The sequence below is a fragment of the Saccharopolyspora terrae genome (genome assembly GCF_004348435.1).
Taxonomy (GTDB): Bacteria; Actinomycetota; Actinomycetes; order Mycobacteriales; family Pseudonocardiaceae; genus Saccharopolyspora; species Saccharopolyspora endophytica.
In genome coordinates this window covers 140,200-154,432 of record NZ_SMKS01000008.1, presented here as the reverse complement: position 1 = coordinate 154,432, position 14,233 = coordinate 140,200, and the positions used below count along the sequence as shown (strand labels likewise).

General features: G+C 70.7%; 13 protein-coding genes and 1 tRNA gene. 8 read left to right on the top strand and 6 right to left on the bottom strand.

Annotated elements, in window-relative coordinates:
• The first annotated feature begins 470 nt into the window (after window positions 1-470).
• Window positions 471-653 (top strand): MerR family DNA-binding transcriptional regulator, encoded by a 183-nt coding sequence (locus E1181_RS08260; RefSeq protein WP_235876615.1) that lies wholly within the window; start codon window positions 471-473, stop codon window positions 651-653.
• A gap of 457 nt (window positions 654-1,110) precedes the next feature.
• Here E1181_RS08260 and ku read toward each other — a convergent pair whose 3' ends face one another.
• Entirely contained in the window at window positions 1,111-1,911 is an 801-nt protein-coding gene (gene ku, locus E1181_RS08250) for a non-homologous end joining protein Ku (RefSeq protein ID WP_268952443.1), read from the bottom strand.
• A 704-nt stretch (window positions 1,912-2,615) separates the two neighbouring features.
• Window positions 2,616-3,095 carry a hypothetical protein gene (locus E1181_RS08245; RefSeq protein WP_132673359.1) on the bottom strand — a complete coding sequence of 160 codons (480 nt, stop codon included), beginning with the start codon at window positions 3,093-3,095 and terminating at the stop codon, window positions 2,616-2,618.
• A 106-nt stretch (window positions 3,096-3,201) separates the two neighbouring features.
• Between E1181_RS08245 and E1181_RS31340 the strand changes: the two genes are divergently transcribed.
• The 3 genes from E1181_RS31340 (at window position 3,202) to E1181_RS08235 (ending at window position 4,515) form a co-directional block, all read left to right on the top strand.
• Window positions 3,202-3,388: transfer RNA gene (locus E1181_RS31340), tRNA-Pro, on the top strand.
• Window positions 3,389-3,517: 129 nt separating this feature from the next.
• Entirely contained in the window at window positions 3,518-3,976 is a 459-nt protein-coding gene (locus E1181_RS08240) for a TspO/MBR family protein (protein WP_132673358.1), read from the top strand.
• A gap of 59 nt (window positions 3,977-4,035) precedes the next feature.
• Entirely contained in the window at window positions 4,036-4,515 is a 480-nt protein-coding gene (locus tag E1181_RS08235; protein WP_132673357.1) for a DUF1203 domain-containing protein, read from the top strand.
• On the opposite strand, the gene E1181_RS08230 is transcribed toward E1181_RS08235, so the two are convergent.
• Window positions 4,516-5,433, bottom strand: coding sequence for an EamA family transporter (locus E1181_RS08230; protein WP_207922049.1), 918 nt, complete (start codon window positions 5,431-5,433; stop codon window positions 4,516-4,518).
• 68 nt (window positions 5,434-5,501) lie between these two features.
• On the opposite strand from E1181_RS08230, the gene E1181_RS08225 reads away from it, so the two are divergent.
• From E1181_RS08225 to E1181_RS08215, 3 genes are all read left to right on the top strand, one after another.
• Window positions 5,502-6,038 carry a CGNR zinc finger domain-containing protein gene (locus E1181_RS08225; protein ID WP_132673355.1) on the top strand — a complete coding sequence of 179 codons (537 nt, stop codon included), beginning with the start codon at window positions 5,502-5,504 and terminating at the stop codon, window positions 6,036-6,038.
• Window positions 6,039-6,084: 46 nt separating this feature from the next.
• Window positions 6,085-7,920 carry a S9 family peptidase gene (locus tag E1181_RS08220; protein ID WP_132673354.1) on the top strand — a complete coding sequence of 612 codons (1,836 nt, stop codon included), beginning with the start codon at window positions 6,085-6,087 and terminating at the stop codon, window positions 7,918-7,920.
• Between the two features lie 160 nt (window positions 7,921-8,080).
• Window positions 8,081-9,148: an NADH:flavin oxidoreductase/NADH oxidase gene (locus E1181_RS08215; protein ID WP_132673353.1), complete on the top strand. Its 1,068-nt coding sequence runs from the start codon at window positions 8,081-8,083 to the stop codon at window positions 9,146-9,148.
• Window positions 9,149-9,193: 45 nt separating this feature from the next.
• On the opposite strand, the gene E1181_RS08210 is transcribed toward E1181_RS08215, so the two are convergent.
• Together E1181_RS08210 and E1181_RS08205 are read right to left on the bottom strand one after the other, a co-directional pair.
• Entirely contained in the window at window positions 9,194-9,733 is a 540-nt protein-coding gene (locus E1181_RS08210; protein WP_132673352.1) for a Dps family protein, read from the bottom strand.
• Between the two features lie 82 nt (window positions 9,734-9,815).
• Window positions 9,816-10,373 (bottom strand): NADPH-dependent FMN reductase, encoded by a 558-nt coding sequence (locus tag E1181_RS08205; protein ID WP_132673351.1) that lies wholly within the window; start codon window positions 10,371-10,373, stop codon window positions 9,816-9,818.
• Between the two features lie 171 nt (window positions 10,374-10,544).
• Here E1181_RS08205 and E1181_RS08200 point away from each other — a divergent pair, with 171 nt between their 5' ends.
• Window positions 10,545-11,612: an alpha/beta hydrolase gene (locus tag E1181_RS08200; RefSeq protein WP_132673350.1), complete on the top strand. Its 1,068-nt coding sequence runs from the start codon at window positions 10,545-10,547 to the stop codon at window positions 11,610-11,612.
• 97 nt (window positions 11,613-11,709) lie between these two features.
• On the opposite strand, the gene E1181_RS08195 is transcribed toward E1181_RS08200, so the two are convergent.
• Window positions 11,710-14,169 (bottom strand): helix-turn-helix transcriptional regulator, encoded by a 2,460-nt coding sequence (locus tag E1181_RS08195; protein WP_235876612.1) that lies wholly within the window; start codon window positions 14,167-14,169, stop codon window positions 11,710-11,712.
• Window positions 14,170-14,233 lie beyond the last annotated feature (64 nt).

The window sequence follows — 14,233 nt, the reverse complement described above, 5'->3', positions numbered from 1 at the left end:
AACACCACCGTGCCGTGGCCTGCCGGTACGACAAACTCGCCCTCCGCTACGAAGCCACCGTGCACGTCGCCACCATCGACATCTGGCTCCGCAGCCTCACCAAGATCGGTTCCTAAACAGCTCCTAGCCCGCCTCTTCATCACGCGGCGCTTGAGTCACCTGCTTGGCACTCCTCGTGTTGGTGGAGTCCGGGCGAATCGAGAGGGCCAGCTGGTGAGCGCTACGAACGTGCCAGTCGAGTGCATCCAGACCCATCGCGCCAAGGTCCACCAAAACGCGACCGCAGCGATGCCCTCTAACCGGGCAGACGTACCACTCCCGATTGTCGATCAGTACAACGTCTAGCTCCACCTCGCCCACCCCAAATCGGACAACCGTGGCAATCGTGGTGAACGCGAGTATAGGGCTTGATCACGGCATACATGGCAGATGATGAGCGTTCACTCGAAGGGACGCATACGGTCCGATTCGTGGCGGACGAGCTACTGACGTCAGGTCAGGTCGCGAAGCGTCTCGGAATCAACCCGAGCACGCTCGCCCGCTATGTCCGCGAGGGGAAGCTCAAGCCGTCGTTGACGCTGCCCAGCGGGCACCACCGCTGGACCTGGGAAGACGTGCTCGAACAGCTGAGGACCCAACAGGGCGAGAACTAACCGCGCGAGCGAGGGCTCACCGCGTGCGCTGGCACCCACCACAGGTGCCGAACCCCGCCAGCCTCAGGCGCCACGCCTCGCTGCAGACGAATACGAACCTCGCCCCACCAGCGGCCATCGGTGTCCCGCCGCCAGGCGACCAGCTCGCCGTCCACAGTCGCCTGCATGTCCCATCCGTTGGGCAGCTCTGAGCCGGATTCTGCAGGTCGGACCGCGAATGCCGCAGCGAGGTCCACGCGCACGGGCACGGGCGGGCGTCGCTCCCTATCGTCACCCGGGCGTGGGGGCGGATGGGCTTGGACGCGTTCGAACATGTGGTCTAGTATCGCTGATGTGTGCCTCGACAGCACACCCGTTCACCGAGGTAGGGGAAGTGCCGACGGTGGACACGACAGCGCCCCGCGCCACCTGATCAAGGCGACGCGGGGCGCTTCGTCGTCCGCTCGCCCCTGCTCCTTCACCCGGTCTCACGCTGCCCAGCGCTGCGCGCCTGGCGGGCCTGGTCGAGGCTGACTCGCAGCGCCTCTTCCAGATCCGCAGTCTCCTGCGAGCGGGGCTCCGGTACGGCGATCTGGCGGTGGGCGAGCTTGGCATCGATCAGTGTCTGCAGGGCCTCGCGTGAGTGGTCCCGGTAGCCGATGGGGTCGAAGGTCGCGCTCGACAGCGACAGGACCAGCTGTTCGGCCATCCGCTGTTCCTGCTCTCGGGGTTGCGGTGCCTGGTCGGTGAGCCATCCGAAATCCGGTTCCCGCACCTCATCCGGCCACAACAGCGTGACCAGGCTGATCCCTGGCCCATAGGGCCGCAGCAGCGACAACCGCTCCCGAGTGCGGATCGCCACCCGCCCCAGCCCCACATGACCGGTCTCGGTCATCGCGTCGCGCAGCAGGCCGTAGGCGCCGAGTGCGACCTGGTGCGGCTGCAGGAAGTACGAGCGGTCGAACAGGATCGGATCCACTGCGCCGGTCGGGACGAACTCGGCCACCTCGATGGTGTGCGCACTGGGCAGCGGCAGCTCCGCCAGCTCGTCCTCGGACATGACCACCATGCGGCCGTCGGGCAGCTCGTAGCCCTTGGCGATCTCCTCCCACGGCACCCGGCGATCCTCCGCGGTGCAGACCCGCTCGTGACGCACCCGAGCCCCGTCGGTTCGGTGCACCTGCCGGAAGCTGACCGAGCGCGACTCCGTCGCCGCCGCCAACCCAACCGGGATCGCCACCAGCCCGAAACTGATCACACCGTTCCACAGCGTCCTCACAGCGCCAGCCTGCGCCCAGCCAGCAAGCCCACCCAAGGCCCTTCGACCCTTCACACCCGATACCGTCCGCCGACACTGAATGCCACCTGCCTGCGGGCGGAAGGACGACCAGGCCGCTGGCCGCCCGCCAGTCCACTGACATCGACGATGACCCGTCCCCAGGCAGGGCCATTCAACAGCGACGAAAGCTCACCGAGCTTGGGAACCCGAAGGCCGCCGCTGAGTCCGGGGCGACACGTCCCCCGATGAACAGCCTCCGGTGGCAGTGGCGCGAGAAGATCGCTGCATGAGCTCAACGAACCTGATCGACACTGAGCGCGCCGCACTCGACCGAGCCGCGCAGCGCCAAACCACCAGTGCGCTTGCGGAAATGCTGGCCGAGGCCGACCGGTTGGGCCTGCCGCCCCTGACCTGGACCATCTCGTCGGGCTTGTCCCGCGCACTGGCTGGTCGCGTGCCGGACGTCGACCCTGCCCCGCACACGACCCTGCGGGCATGGGCGGCCTTCTGCGACCTGGGGATGCCGAAACAGCACCGCGCGGTCGGCCACTGCCCGCACGACGAAGAGGTCGTCATCTCGGTCGAGTACGACCCCGAGATCCAGGACCCACCGCAGCGCTGCCCCCGGCCGATTCCGCCGGCGAGCTTGCGCTCACCTCCACACCCGGTCGGTGCAGAGGCAAAGCGCTCGCCGGGTCAGGAGGTCACGGGGACCAGGGCTTGGCGGAGGTGTTGTAGCGATGCCGGAAAGCACCGGCGAGGCGGATGGACACGGCCCGGACCTGTTCTGCCCAGGCGTCGAACACCTGCAGCGGCGAGGTGCTGGTGTGCTCGTTCCACAGGCCCACCACGGACTCGCGCGCGATGATCTCGCCCAGCACCGACCGGACAGGTTCGCTGCAGCCGGCGGCGACGTTGAAGGCGATCAGCGGCAGATCCATGGCGTCGGCGAAGGCATCGCTGTTCACGATGGGCTCCTCCAGCCACTCGCCCGCGCCAGCGATCTGCTGCCCCAGCCCATGTAGTGCGAGTCGCTCCTCGGCGGCATCCAAGACCTTCTTCTGGTCCTCGGTGTGGTGCCGCACGCCGCACTTGTTGTCGTCGTCGGACCAGACCAACAAGCTGGCCAGGTCAATCAGCTGCGTTAGGTCGGTGCGCACGTCATGCCTAATTCCAAGATCCATATCCTGAGCGTAACCACGAGAGGTGACACTCCGTGGCGGTTTCCGTCGTACCCCGGGCGTCACGACTGTGGATTGGAGCGAGGGTTGGCGACGGCACACCGTCGGCCGGGGTGCTGGATCAGCAGTTGGGAGAAATCTGGGAGAGAACTTTCTCCCGGAGGGCAATGCGGGCACCTTGAGACCAACGCAGACCAACGGCTCTACCTGCGAATACGGCAAGCGCGCGTGCTCACCGCCGATCCGGATCTTCGTTCGGGTCGAAGAGGTCGTGGGTTCAAATCCCGCCACCCCGACAAGGCAAAGGGCCTGGTCAGGACTCCACAAGGAGTTCAGACCAGGCCCTTTTCCTATGCCCAATGACCTCGTAGGACGAGCTTGGTTCCGCGTGGGCGGGTTGAGTTTGGTGGGGTGAGAATCGCTGGATGCGGTGGCGTGCGTTGGTGGGAAGCGGGGTTGCGGTCACGGCTGCTGCGGTCGTCGGGGCGAGTGCGGTGGATGCCGATGGGGTGTGGTTCCGGGAGTTGCGCAAGCCCCGGTGGCAGCCGCCTCCGCAGGTGTTCCGGGCGGTGTGGACCGCGCTGTACGCCGACATCGCCGTGTCCTCGGCCGTCGCGTTGTCCAAGCTCCCGCGGCGTTCTGGTTTCGTGCCCGCCCTGACCGCGAACCTGCTGCTCAACGCCGGTTGGACCTGGGTCTTCTGGGGCGCGCGGCGTCCCTCTTGGGCGGCGGTGGAGGCCGCTGCGCTGACCGCGAGCTCGGTCGACCTGCTCGCGCGGACGGCGCGCGCCGATGCGCGAGCCGGGGCCGCCCTGGCGCCCTACGTGGCGTGGTGCGCCTTCGCCACCGCGCTGTCGACGGCGATCGCCCGCCGCAACCCCTGAACCGGCGCGATGGCCGATTTCCGCCGGATTCGGGTGCTCCCGGCGACGACGATCGGGGCATGGATCTTCGAGTGCTGCCGATCGCCGAGGGAGTCCTGGCCGAGCTGCGAAGCGTCGACGACGCAGGACGCGGGATAGAGCCGTTCATCGATGAGGCCGGAGGAGCACCGCTGCGGTGCTGCCTGCGTCGGGTGCGCGCCGGCGAGCGCGTGGTCCTGGTGAGCTACGCGCCGCTGCGGCGGTGGGCCGCCGAGAACGGGGTCGCGCCCGGGGCTTACGACGAGGTCGGGCCGGTGTTCATCCACGCGGACACCTGCGCCGGGCCGGACGATCCGGGCTGGCCGGAGGAGATCCGCGGGTCGCGTCGGGTCCTGCGCGCCTACTCCGCCGAGGGCCGGATCCTCGGCGGCTGCCTGCTCGACGGCAGGACCGGGCTCTCCGAGCAGACCGCTTCCGACCTGCTGATGGATCCGGCCGTGGCGTTTGTGCACGTCCGCGCCGTGGAGTTCGGGTGCTTCCTCTTCGAGGTGCGGCGGTGATCAGGCCATGTCTCGGTCTCCGAGGCGGACCAGGACGACTCCGGTGATGATCAGCAGGGCGCCGACGATCACCGCCGGGCCCGGTCGCTGGTCGAGGAGCAGCCAGGCGAACAGGGCGCTGGTGACGACCTCGATGAGGGCGACGAAGGAGGCCAGGCGGGAACCGAGGCGTCGGGTGGCGGCCGTCCCCGTCGTGTAGGCGATGGCCGCGGCGATCACTCCGAGCGCCACGAGCGGTGCCCACCAGGGGGTTTCGCCGATCGCGTAGACGGCCGGGGCGAAGTTCGCGTGCATGGGCAGGACTCCGATCGCACCGAGGACCGCCAGGATGACCGCGGACAGGACCAGGCCCGCGCCCGCCAGGGTGATCGGCGGGAGCACGCCGTCGGTCTCGCCCGAGACCAGGAAGTACGCGGCGTTGCCGATCATCGCCGCGAACGCCCACGCCGCGCCCGTCCACGCGATGTCCGCGCCCGAGGCCAGGTCCAGCGCGAACACCAGTCCGGCGATGGCCGAGCACGCCCCCAGGACCGTCAGCGGTCGCGGCCGCTGGCCTCGCCGCAGCCACCACCAGCCCACGATCGCCACCGGGGCCGTGAACTCGATGAGCAGCGCGGGAGCCACGTCCATCGTGCTCACCGCGGAGAAGTAGCAGAACTGCGTGCCCGCCATGCCGAGCGCGCCGTAGATCAGCACCGGGCGGGCCTGCGCGCGCAGCAACCACCACCTGCCGCGCAGCGCGATCAGCGCGAACGGAGCCAGCGCCAGCGCGCCGACGCTCAGCCGGGCCAGCACCACCGCGCCCGGGCTCCACCCGGCTTCGAGCAGACCGCGCGCCAGCGCACCCGAGATGCCGAACGAGGCCGCCGAGAGCAGTGCGAGCAGCAGCCCGCTGACCAGCCTCGAAGGAACGCGCACACCAGCGCTGTCATCTGCTAACCGAGTCATGGCAAATGACGCTATGGACGAGGGTGTAATATGTCAACATGATTTTTGGCCATGACACGGAGGCGGCGCTGCAGGCTGCGGTCTCGCTGGTCAACAGCGCCGAGGACCCCGACTCGCTGACCACCGTGCAGGCCGTCGACGCCTGGTTCGCCGAACACCGCTACACCGGGCGCCACGACCGCGACGAGACCGAGCTCGACGAGCTCCGCGCGCTGCGACCGGTCCTGCGCGACCTGCTCACCACCGACCGCGACCGGGCGGCGGAGCTGGTCAACGCCATGCTCGCCGAGGCGGGAGCGCTCCCCCAGCTCGTGCGGCACGGCGACGAGGACTGGCACCTGCACGCGATCGACACCGACGCCCCGCTGGCGCGCCGGGTGATCGTGGAGGTCGCGATGGCGATGGTCGACGTCGTGCGGCTCGACGAGATGTCCCGGCTGTCGGTGTGCGCCGACGAGAACTGCCGGGGCGTGGTCATCGACCTCACCCGCAACCGCTCCCGCCGCTTCTGCACCACCGCCTGCGCCAACCGCAACGCCGTCGCCGCCTACCGGGCCCGAAGCAAGAACCGCTGAGACCGGGTGCACGCACCCGCCGAGCCGATCGGGCAGTATCGGGGACGTGAGCACCTATCCCGAGGCGAAGACCCCCAGCGCGCTGTTCGACGACCCGGAGCGCGAGGCCCGGTGGCGGACGCGGTTCACCGCCCCGCGCGTGTCCCTGCCCGACTGGGCCCGGGACGCGCCGCAGCGCAGCCTGTACGTGTCGAACTTCAGCGGCACCTGGGAGATCTACGCCTGGGACCGCGACTCCGACGAGCACCGCCAGGTCACCGACCGTCCACAGGGGACGTTCCACGGGACGTTGTCGGTGGACGGCGGCCAGATCTGGTGGTTCGACGACACCGACGGCGACGAGTTCGGCACCTGGAAGGTCCAGCCGTTCGAGGCCGGTGACCCCGAGCCCGCCGTCCCCGGAACCCACCCCGGCTACCCGGCCGGGCTGGAGCTGGGCAGCTCGGTGACCGGGCTCGGCATGTCCACCGATGACGGCGTCACCGTGTGGGTGGTGCGCGATGGCGGCTCGCCCGAGGTGCTCTACGAGCACGAGCAGGACGGCGGCCTGTCGGCGATGTCCTGGGACGAGACCATGCTCGTCATCTCGCACTCCGAGCACGGCGACTCCCGCCACCCCGCGCTGCGGGTGCTGCGCACCGACGGCTCCGAGGTCGCCGAGAAGTGGGACGGGCCCGGCAAGTCGCTGGACGCGCTGGAGTTCGCGCCGGTCACCGGCGACCCGAGGCTGCTCGTGCTGCACGAGCGCCGCGGCAAGGAAGAGCTCCTGATCTGGGACGTCGTCACCGACACCGAGACCGAGATCGAACTGGACCTGCCCGGCGAGGTCTCCGCCGACTGGTACCCCGACGGCAAGGCGCTGCTGATCGCACACACCCAGCACGCGCGCACCACCATGCACCGCTACGACCTGGACTCCTGTGAGCTCACCGAGCTCGCCACTCCCCCCGGCACCGTCGCGGGCGCTTCGGTGCGGCCCGACCACGCCGTGGAGTACGTGTGGTCCTCGGCCGCGACCCCGTCGCTGGTGCGCACGGTGTCGTCCACCGGCGACGACCGGGTGCTGCTGACGCCGCCCGGCGAGCGGCCGCCGGGCACCGCACCCGTGACCGACGTGTTCGTCGAGGTCCCGCACGGCCCGAACGACGCGGTGCACGCGCTGGTCGCGCGGCCGGAGGGCGCCGGGGACGGCCCGATCCCGACGGTGTTCAGCCTGCACGGTGGCCCGCACGCGGCCGACGAGGACCGGTTCTCCGCCTACCGCGCGGCCTGGCTGGACGCCGGGTTCGCCGTCGTGGAGATCAACTACCGGGGCTCCACCGGCTACGGCTCCGCCTGGCGGGACGCCATCGAGGGCAGGCCGGGCACGACCGAGCTCGAAGACGTGGCGCTGGTGCACGACTGGGCGATCAAGTCCGGCCTGACCACACCGGCGCTGAGCGTCGTCGCGGGCGCGTCGTGGGGCGGTTACCTGACGCTGCTGGCACTGGGCACCCAGCCGGAGCGCTGGGCGGGCGGTGTCGCGGGCGTGCCGGTGGCCGACTACGTCTCGGCGTTCGCCGACGAGATGGAGCCGCTGCGCGCCTACGACCGCGCCCTGTTCGGCGGCTCCCCGGAGGAGATCCCGGAGGTCTACGAGACGGCCTCGCCGATCACCTACATCGACCAGGTGCGCGCGCCGGTCCTGGTGCTGGCCGGCGACAACGACCCGCGCTGCCCGATCCAGCAGATCCTCAACTACCTGGACCGGCTGGGCGAGCGGGAGATCCCGTTCGAGTTCTACCGCTACGACGCCGGACACGGCTCGCTGGTCGTCGCGGAGACGTTGCGGCAGGTCGCGACCGAGATCTACTTCGCCCAGCGGGCGGTCGGCCTCGCCTGAGGCCCGTCACCGTTCGAATTTCGCGCGAAATTCGAGTCCGAAAGATTCGACTCGAACTTCGCGCGAAATTCGAAGCCCCCCGCCTGGAGGCGCGGTGTCGGGCCGGGTTGTGAGGAAGACCCCTCGTCGGGGCCGGAATATCTCGTTCCGCGCGGTCGTCATGCTCGGTGTGAGCCATCTGTTTGAACCGATCAAGCTGCGTGATCTGACCGTCCGCAACCGCGCGTGGGTCTCGCCCATGTGCCAGTACTCGGCCACCGACGGCGTGCCCAACGACTGGCACCTGGTCCACCTGGGCCAGTTCGCCATCGGCGGCGCCGGTCTGGTCATCGCCGAAGCCTCGGGCGTCGTGCCGGAAGGCCGCATCACCCCGCACGACACCGGCATCTACAACGACGAGCAGGTCGCGGCCTGGCGCCGGATCAACGACTTCGTGCACGCGCAGGGCGCCGCCACCGGCATCCAGCTCGCGCACGCGGGCCGCAAGGCGTCCACCGGTCAGCCGTGGGCCGGCGGCGCCACCGTCGACGAGTCCGAGGGCGGCTGGCAGACGGTCAGCTCCACCGGCAACGCCTTCGGCGACCTGGCCGCTCCGCGAGCCCTGACCGCGGAGGAGGTCGCTGAGCTGCCCGAGAAGTTCGCCGCGGCAGCGCGTCGCGCCGACGAGGCCGACTTCGACGTCGTCGAGCTGCACTTCGCGCACGGCTACCTGGCGCACCAGTTCTACTCGCCGCTGGTCAACGACCGCACCGACTCCTACGGCGGCAGCTTCGAGAACCGGGTCCGGGTGCTGCTGGAGATCACCGACGCGGTGCGCGCCGCATGGCCGGAGGGCAAGCCGCTGTTCGCCCGCCTGTCGGCGACCGACTGGGCCGAGGGCGGCTGGACCGGCGACGACTCGGTGCGCCTGTCCAAGCTGCTCGCCGAGCGCGGGGTCGACCTGATCGACGCCTCGACCGGCGGTGCGATCCCGGACGCGAAGATCCCGGTGCGCTCCGGCTACCAGGTCCCGTTCGCCCGGCAGATCAAGCTGGAGGCCGAGGTCCCGACCGCCTCCGTCGGCCTGATCACCGCTCCCGAGCAGGCGGAGGAGATCGTCGCCTCGGGTTCGGCCGACGCGGTGCTGCTCGGCCGCGAGCTGCTGCGCGACCCGCACTGGCCGCTGCACGCCGCCGACCGGCTGCGCGCCGACAACATCTGGCCCGTCCAGTACGAACGCGCCCGCTGACGTACCGGGTGGGGAAGCTCGGCCCGAACTTCCCCACCCGCTCGTTCAGGCGAGCTGGGCCTGCCACATCCAGTGCGACTTCTCCAGGTCGCTGGAGATGGCGATGAGCAGGTCCTGGCTGACCAGGTCGGTCTTGTCGGTTTCGTCGATGCGCTTGCGCAAGCGCGCCACGACCTCTCCCAGGGTGTCCACGATCGCCTCGATCACCTGCCCGTCGGTGCGCCAGTCCGCGGGGAAGTCCGGCAGTCCGGAGCCCTTGGCGACGGTTGAGGCGCGACCGTCCGGGGAGACGCCGATGGTCACCGCGCGCTCGGCGACGTCGTCGGCGAACCCCCGCGCCGAGGTGACCAGCTCGTCGAGCTGGAGGTGCACGTCGCGGAAGAACTTGCCGACGACGTTCCAGTGTGCCTGCTTGGCGACCAGGTGCAGGTCGATCAGGTCCAGCAGCGTGTCCTGCAGCACCCGACCGGTGATGTCGCGGTCGGAGTTGCTGAGCGGACTGGTGATCGGCGCCGCGTTCTTCGCGGAGCTCTTCTTCGGCGCGCTCTTCTTCGGAGCGGCCTTGGGTGCACTCTTCTGAGCCATGGGTTTCGCACAACCTCCTCGACGAGAACGTGCAGACCGGAATCAGGGTGCTGCCCAGGAGGTACCCGCGCACTTCGGGCGACTACACCCGCTGCTCGGCGAACTCCACCACTTGTCGCCCGATGGTGCGCAACGTGGCGCCGACCTTCTCGTCATCGCACGCGCCGCCCGGGCCGAAGCGGGTCTCGGCCGAATTCACCGCGCCGCCCAGCGGCGTCGGCCAGCCGCGCAACGCGTGCACGACCGAGCGCAGCGCCTGCAGCGTGGTGACGGTGGCCTGCCAGCCGTAGGCGACGCCGATGCAGCCGACGGCTCGTCCGTCGAAGTAGGGGCGGGAATCGCCGCGCAGGTCCTCGACGTAGTCGAGGGCGTTCTTGACCAGGCCGGACACCATTCCGTGGTAGCCGGGCGAGGAGATCAGCACCCCGTCGGCGCCGCGCAGCGCTTCGACCAGCTCGGTGGCCAGCGGCGAGCGGTCGGTCACGTGCGGGTCGTAGAACGGCAGGGCCAGGTCGGCACCGGTGATCGCCCGGACCTTCGCCCCTGACTCCCTGGCGCCCTCCAGCGCGGCGTGCAGCACGCGCTCGGACTGCGAGTCGGGGCGGACCGAGCCACCGATCCCCACCACGGTCACCGTCATGTGCCGATCCTTTCACCCGAACCTGGGAACTGTCGCCCCCGATGTGCCTGTGCGGGTCACGCTAGAACCTCCAGTCCGCTGGAGGTCAAGATCGGCGAACTGACGCCGAGATCTTGGCTACTTGCGGGTAACCTACTAGCCGTCCACCACCTTCGCGGGAAGGTCACGCCCATGCCCAACGTCATCGAAGCGCTGCAACCGACGCTCGAAGGCGCCGCGATGCGCGCCGTTTTCGCACTGCCCCAGCCCATTCGCCGCCTCATCGCAGGCGCGCCGATCCGGATCGACGGACAGGAACTCGCGCTCGACGCGCAGCTGCTGCTGAAGCTGCAGAAGCTGACCGGCCAGACCGGTCTGGCCGCCTCGACGGCGGAGAAGGCGCGCGCCGGCATGGCGCACGCGACGAAGATCACCGCGGTGGCTCCGCTGGGCGGCGTGGTCGTCGCCGAACGGACCATCCCGACCGACAACGGCGACCTGCCCGCGCGGCTCTACCGGCCCCAGGACCTCACCGAGACGGGTCCGCTGCTGGTCTTCTACCACGGCGGCGGCTGGGTGATCGGCGACCTCGACAGCCACGACGACCTGTGCCGATTCCTCGCCAAGCACGCCGGGATCCGGGTGCTGTCGGTCGACTACCGGCTGGCACCGGAGTACCCGTTCCCCGCCGCTCTGGACGACGCGCTGGCGGCCTACTCCTACGCCGTGAACAACGCCGCGGACCTCGGCTCCTCCAGCGACGCGATCGCCGTCGGCGGCGACTCGGCGGGCGGCAACCTCGCCGCCGCGGTCGCGCTGCAGACGACCCGATCGGGTGAGCAGAAGCCGGTGATGCAGCTGCTGCTCTACCCGGCGGTGGACGCGACCCGACGCCGCCGCTCGCGGGAGCTGTTCGGCAACGGATTCCTGCTCACCGACCACGACATGACCTGGTTCATGGACCAGTACTCGCCCGTCGAGTCCGAGCGCGGCGACCCGAGGCTGTCGGTGCTGCTGGCCGACGACCTCACCGAGCTGCCCACGGCCTACGTCGTGACCTGCGGGTTCGACCCGCTGCGCGACGAGGGCGAGGCGTACGCCAAGGCGCTGTCCGACGCGGGCGTGCCGGTGGTGGCGCGGCGCTTCCCGGACCTCATCCACGGGTTCGCCAACATCCGCCCGGTGGGTCACCGCTTCGAGGAAGCGCTCTTCGAGATCGTCGGCACGGTCCGGGCGGCCCTGGACCTCCGCAAGGTCTGATCCGGGGAACGCCTCGTCACCGCGGGGCAGTTCTGGTCCGAACCGTCCATGGCATGTTCGGGCCAGAACTGCCCGCTGGTGAAGCCTCCACCCCGGGTCATTCGGGTTTGCCGAGGAGTTCTCGGAGGCGGGTGAGGAGCTCTTCGCGGTTCGCCGAGCCGAGCCGCTGCTTGATCCGGCTGATGTGGTGCTCGACCGTCTTCGCCGAGATGAACAGGCGCTTGCCCACCTGCTTGTAGGTCAGGCCCGCGACCACCAGCTCGGCCACTTCCTTCTCTCGCTCGGAGAGCAGTTCCGAGTCGGCGCCGCCGGTGTTCACGGCCCGGGGGCGCGGCGGCTTGCCCTGCAGCGCGCGGGCGCACTCCAGGAGCGCGAGCATGGCGCGGCGGTCGTGCGTGCGGATGGCGGCCTGCCCGGCGAGGCGGGCGCCGTCCCAGGCCAGACCCGCGCCGTGCAGGCCGCGAGCGATGCGTTCGACCTCGTCCTGATCGACCTCGCCGCCGAGGACCCGCAGCCACATCCGGGCGGCCTCGGCCATCGCGGCCGCCAGCGCGTTGTGGTGCGCCAAGGCGTCGAGCTGGTCGGCGAAGCGGGCCGCGGAGTCGTTCTCCTCCAGGACGATGGCCGCCTGCAACCGCTTCCACAGCAGCATCGACGTCCACAGCGGAGGGTTGCCGAGCCGCTCCAGCAGCGCCTTCGCCTCGTTCAGGTACGGGGTGATCCACTCCTGGTCGCGCAACCGGGCCGCGGCCACCACCAGCTCGCCCAGCGGCAGCAGCGAGAACAGGTCCACCGAGTGCTCCGCGGCGACCTGCCTGGCCTGCGCGCGAGCGGTGGCCAGGGCGGTCATGTCGTTGTCCCGGCTGGCGATCCCGGCTTCGATCGCGGTGGCCATCAGCCGGTCGCGAGCGGCCATCTCGCTCGCCTCGGGCAGTTTCGCGCGTGCGGTGACGGTGTCGCCCTTGACCAGCGGCAACCAGGCCGCGAGCAGCCGGTGCCGGTTGTGCAGCAGGGCGCCGCCCGCTCCGGTCTCCACCGCGCGGTCCAACGTGGATTGCGCGACGTCGAGCTCACCGCAGTGCAACGCGACCAGCGCGGCCACCGCCGCCGGGGTGTCGGGCACGAACACGCCGCGCCCCAGCGGTTCGGACAGCGAGGCGGCGCGCACCAGCGTGGACAGCGCGGTCGTGGCCGAGCCGACGACGGATTCGCGCACGCCGGCGGCCATCTGGGCCGCCGCACCGGTCATCGAGGTCGGCGGGCCCGCGTCGTCGCCGGTCTTGAGCAGCTCGTCGGCATCGGCCAGGCGGCCAGCGCCGATCAGACCGACGGCCGCGAACGCCCGGTCCCCCGGCCAGCGCAGCTTCGCCGCCGACCAGCGACACAGCTCCGCCGAGCGCTCCAGCAGTCCGCGGTGCGCCAGCACGCCCGCCGCGACCTGGACGCCCAGTTCCCGGTCCGGCGCGTTCTCGTCGACGATCACCCGGTCTGCCAGCCGCAGCGCCTCGTCGAGGTTCCCGGCCACGGCGGCCGCGCGCGCCTGGCGCGCGATCACCGAGCCCGCGGGCACGCCGGCCGACACCGCGGCGGCGAGCATCCGCCCGGCCAGGTGCGGGGCGACCTGCACTGCCTCCTCACCGGCGCGCTCGAAGGCCGTGGCCAGCGTCGCTTCCGGCAGCAGCGCCATCGGCGCCTCCAGCAGCGGCGCGACCAGCGGCAGCACCGGGCCGCCGCGGGAGAGCTGGAGTTCCACCAGTTTTCGCGTGATGCGCAGCCGGAGTTCCCACGACGTCAACCTCAGGACCGCGGCGCGCACGATCGGCAGGAGCACGTCCTCGGAGCCGAGCATCGCGCCGGAGCGCATGGCCGCCAGCACGGCGCCGACCGCCGAGCTGTCGGTGCCGACGACGACGGCGAGCAGGTCGGGGTGCGGGGTGGCGCCGATGGCCATCGCCGTCGCGCACCCCCAGCCGATCTCGCCGAGCTGGTCCAGGTCGTGCTGGAAGTGGTCGAGCGCGCGGGCGGGCAGCTCGGCGCGTCCGGGAACGGCCTCGGCCAGCAACCGGGAGACGTAGCGCGGAACACCGCCGGTCTGGGTCTGCACCCAGCCGACCCAGTCCAGCGCGCTGCCCTCGGTCCGCTCGGCGATCTCGTCCAACCCGAGGGCCGCGAGCAGCACGGGAGCACCGAGCTCGCCGATCAGCTCGCCGAGCGCCGCGCTGCGCGGGCCGGGCCGGTAGGCGACCAGCAGCCGGATCCCCGGGCGGCGGGCGATCTCGCTGAGCCGCAGCAGCAGTTCGTCGTCGAGCCGGTGGGCGTCGTCGACCAGCAGCGCGCCGTGCTCAGCGCGGTCGAGGTCCCGGACGCCGAGCACCGGTACGTCGGCCTCGCGGTAGGCCGCGGCGATGGCGTCGAGCAGCGTGGTCTTGCCGAACCCGCCTGCGCCCTGGATGCCGGCCACGATCGGCGAGCCCGGGGAGGCCTCGATGGCCGACCGCAATCCGGCCGCGTGCCCGTCCGTGACCAGGGCGGCGCTGGATGTCGTCGGGTGATTCACGCCTGCCTTCCTTGTCGTCCGGTCACCTGGGTCTAGCGGTCTTGATCAGTTGGCTGACGGTGGT

What these genes read in the sequence shown, in the direction of transcription:
- E1181_RS08245 (WP_132673359.1), bottom strand. Translation starts at nt 3,095, where the DNA reads ATGGATCTTGGAATTAGGCATGACGTGCGCACCGACCTAACGCAGCTG.
- E1181_RS08240 (WP_132673358.1), top strand. Translation starts at nt 3,518, where the DNA reads ATGCGGTGGCGTGCGTTGGTGGGAAGCGGGGTTGCGGTCACGGCTGCT.
- E1181_RS08235 (WP_132673357.1), top strand. Translation starts at nt 4,036, where the DNA reads ATGGATCTTCGAGTGCTGCCGATCGCCGAGGGAGTCCTGGCCGAGCTG.
- E1181_RS08225 (WP_132673355.1), top strand. Translation starts at nt 5,502, where the DNA reads ATGATTTTTGGCCATGACACGGAGGCGGCGCTGCAGGCTGCGGTCTCG.
- E1181_RS08215 (WP_132673353.1), top strand. Translation starts at nt 8,081, where the DNA reads ATGCTCGGTGTGAGCCATCTGTTTGAACCGATCAAGCTGCGTGATCTG.
- E1181_RS08210 (WP_132673352.1), bottom strand. Translation starts at nt 9,733, where the DNA reads ATGGCTCAGAAGAGTGCACCCAAGGCCGCTCCGAAGAAGAGCGCGCCG.
- E1181_RS08205 (WP_132673351.1), bottom strand. Translation starts at nt 10,373, where the DNA reads ATGACGGTGACCGTGGTGGGGATCGGTGGCTCGGTCCGCCCCGACTCG.
- E1181_RS08200 (WP_132673350.1), top strand. Translation starts at nt 10,545, where the DNA reads ATGCCCAACGTCATCGAAGCGCTGCAACCGACGCTCGAAGGCGCCGCG.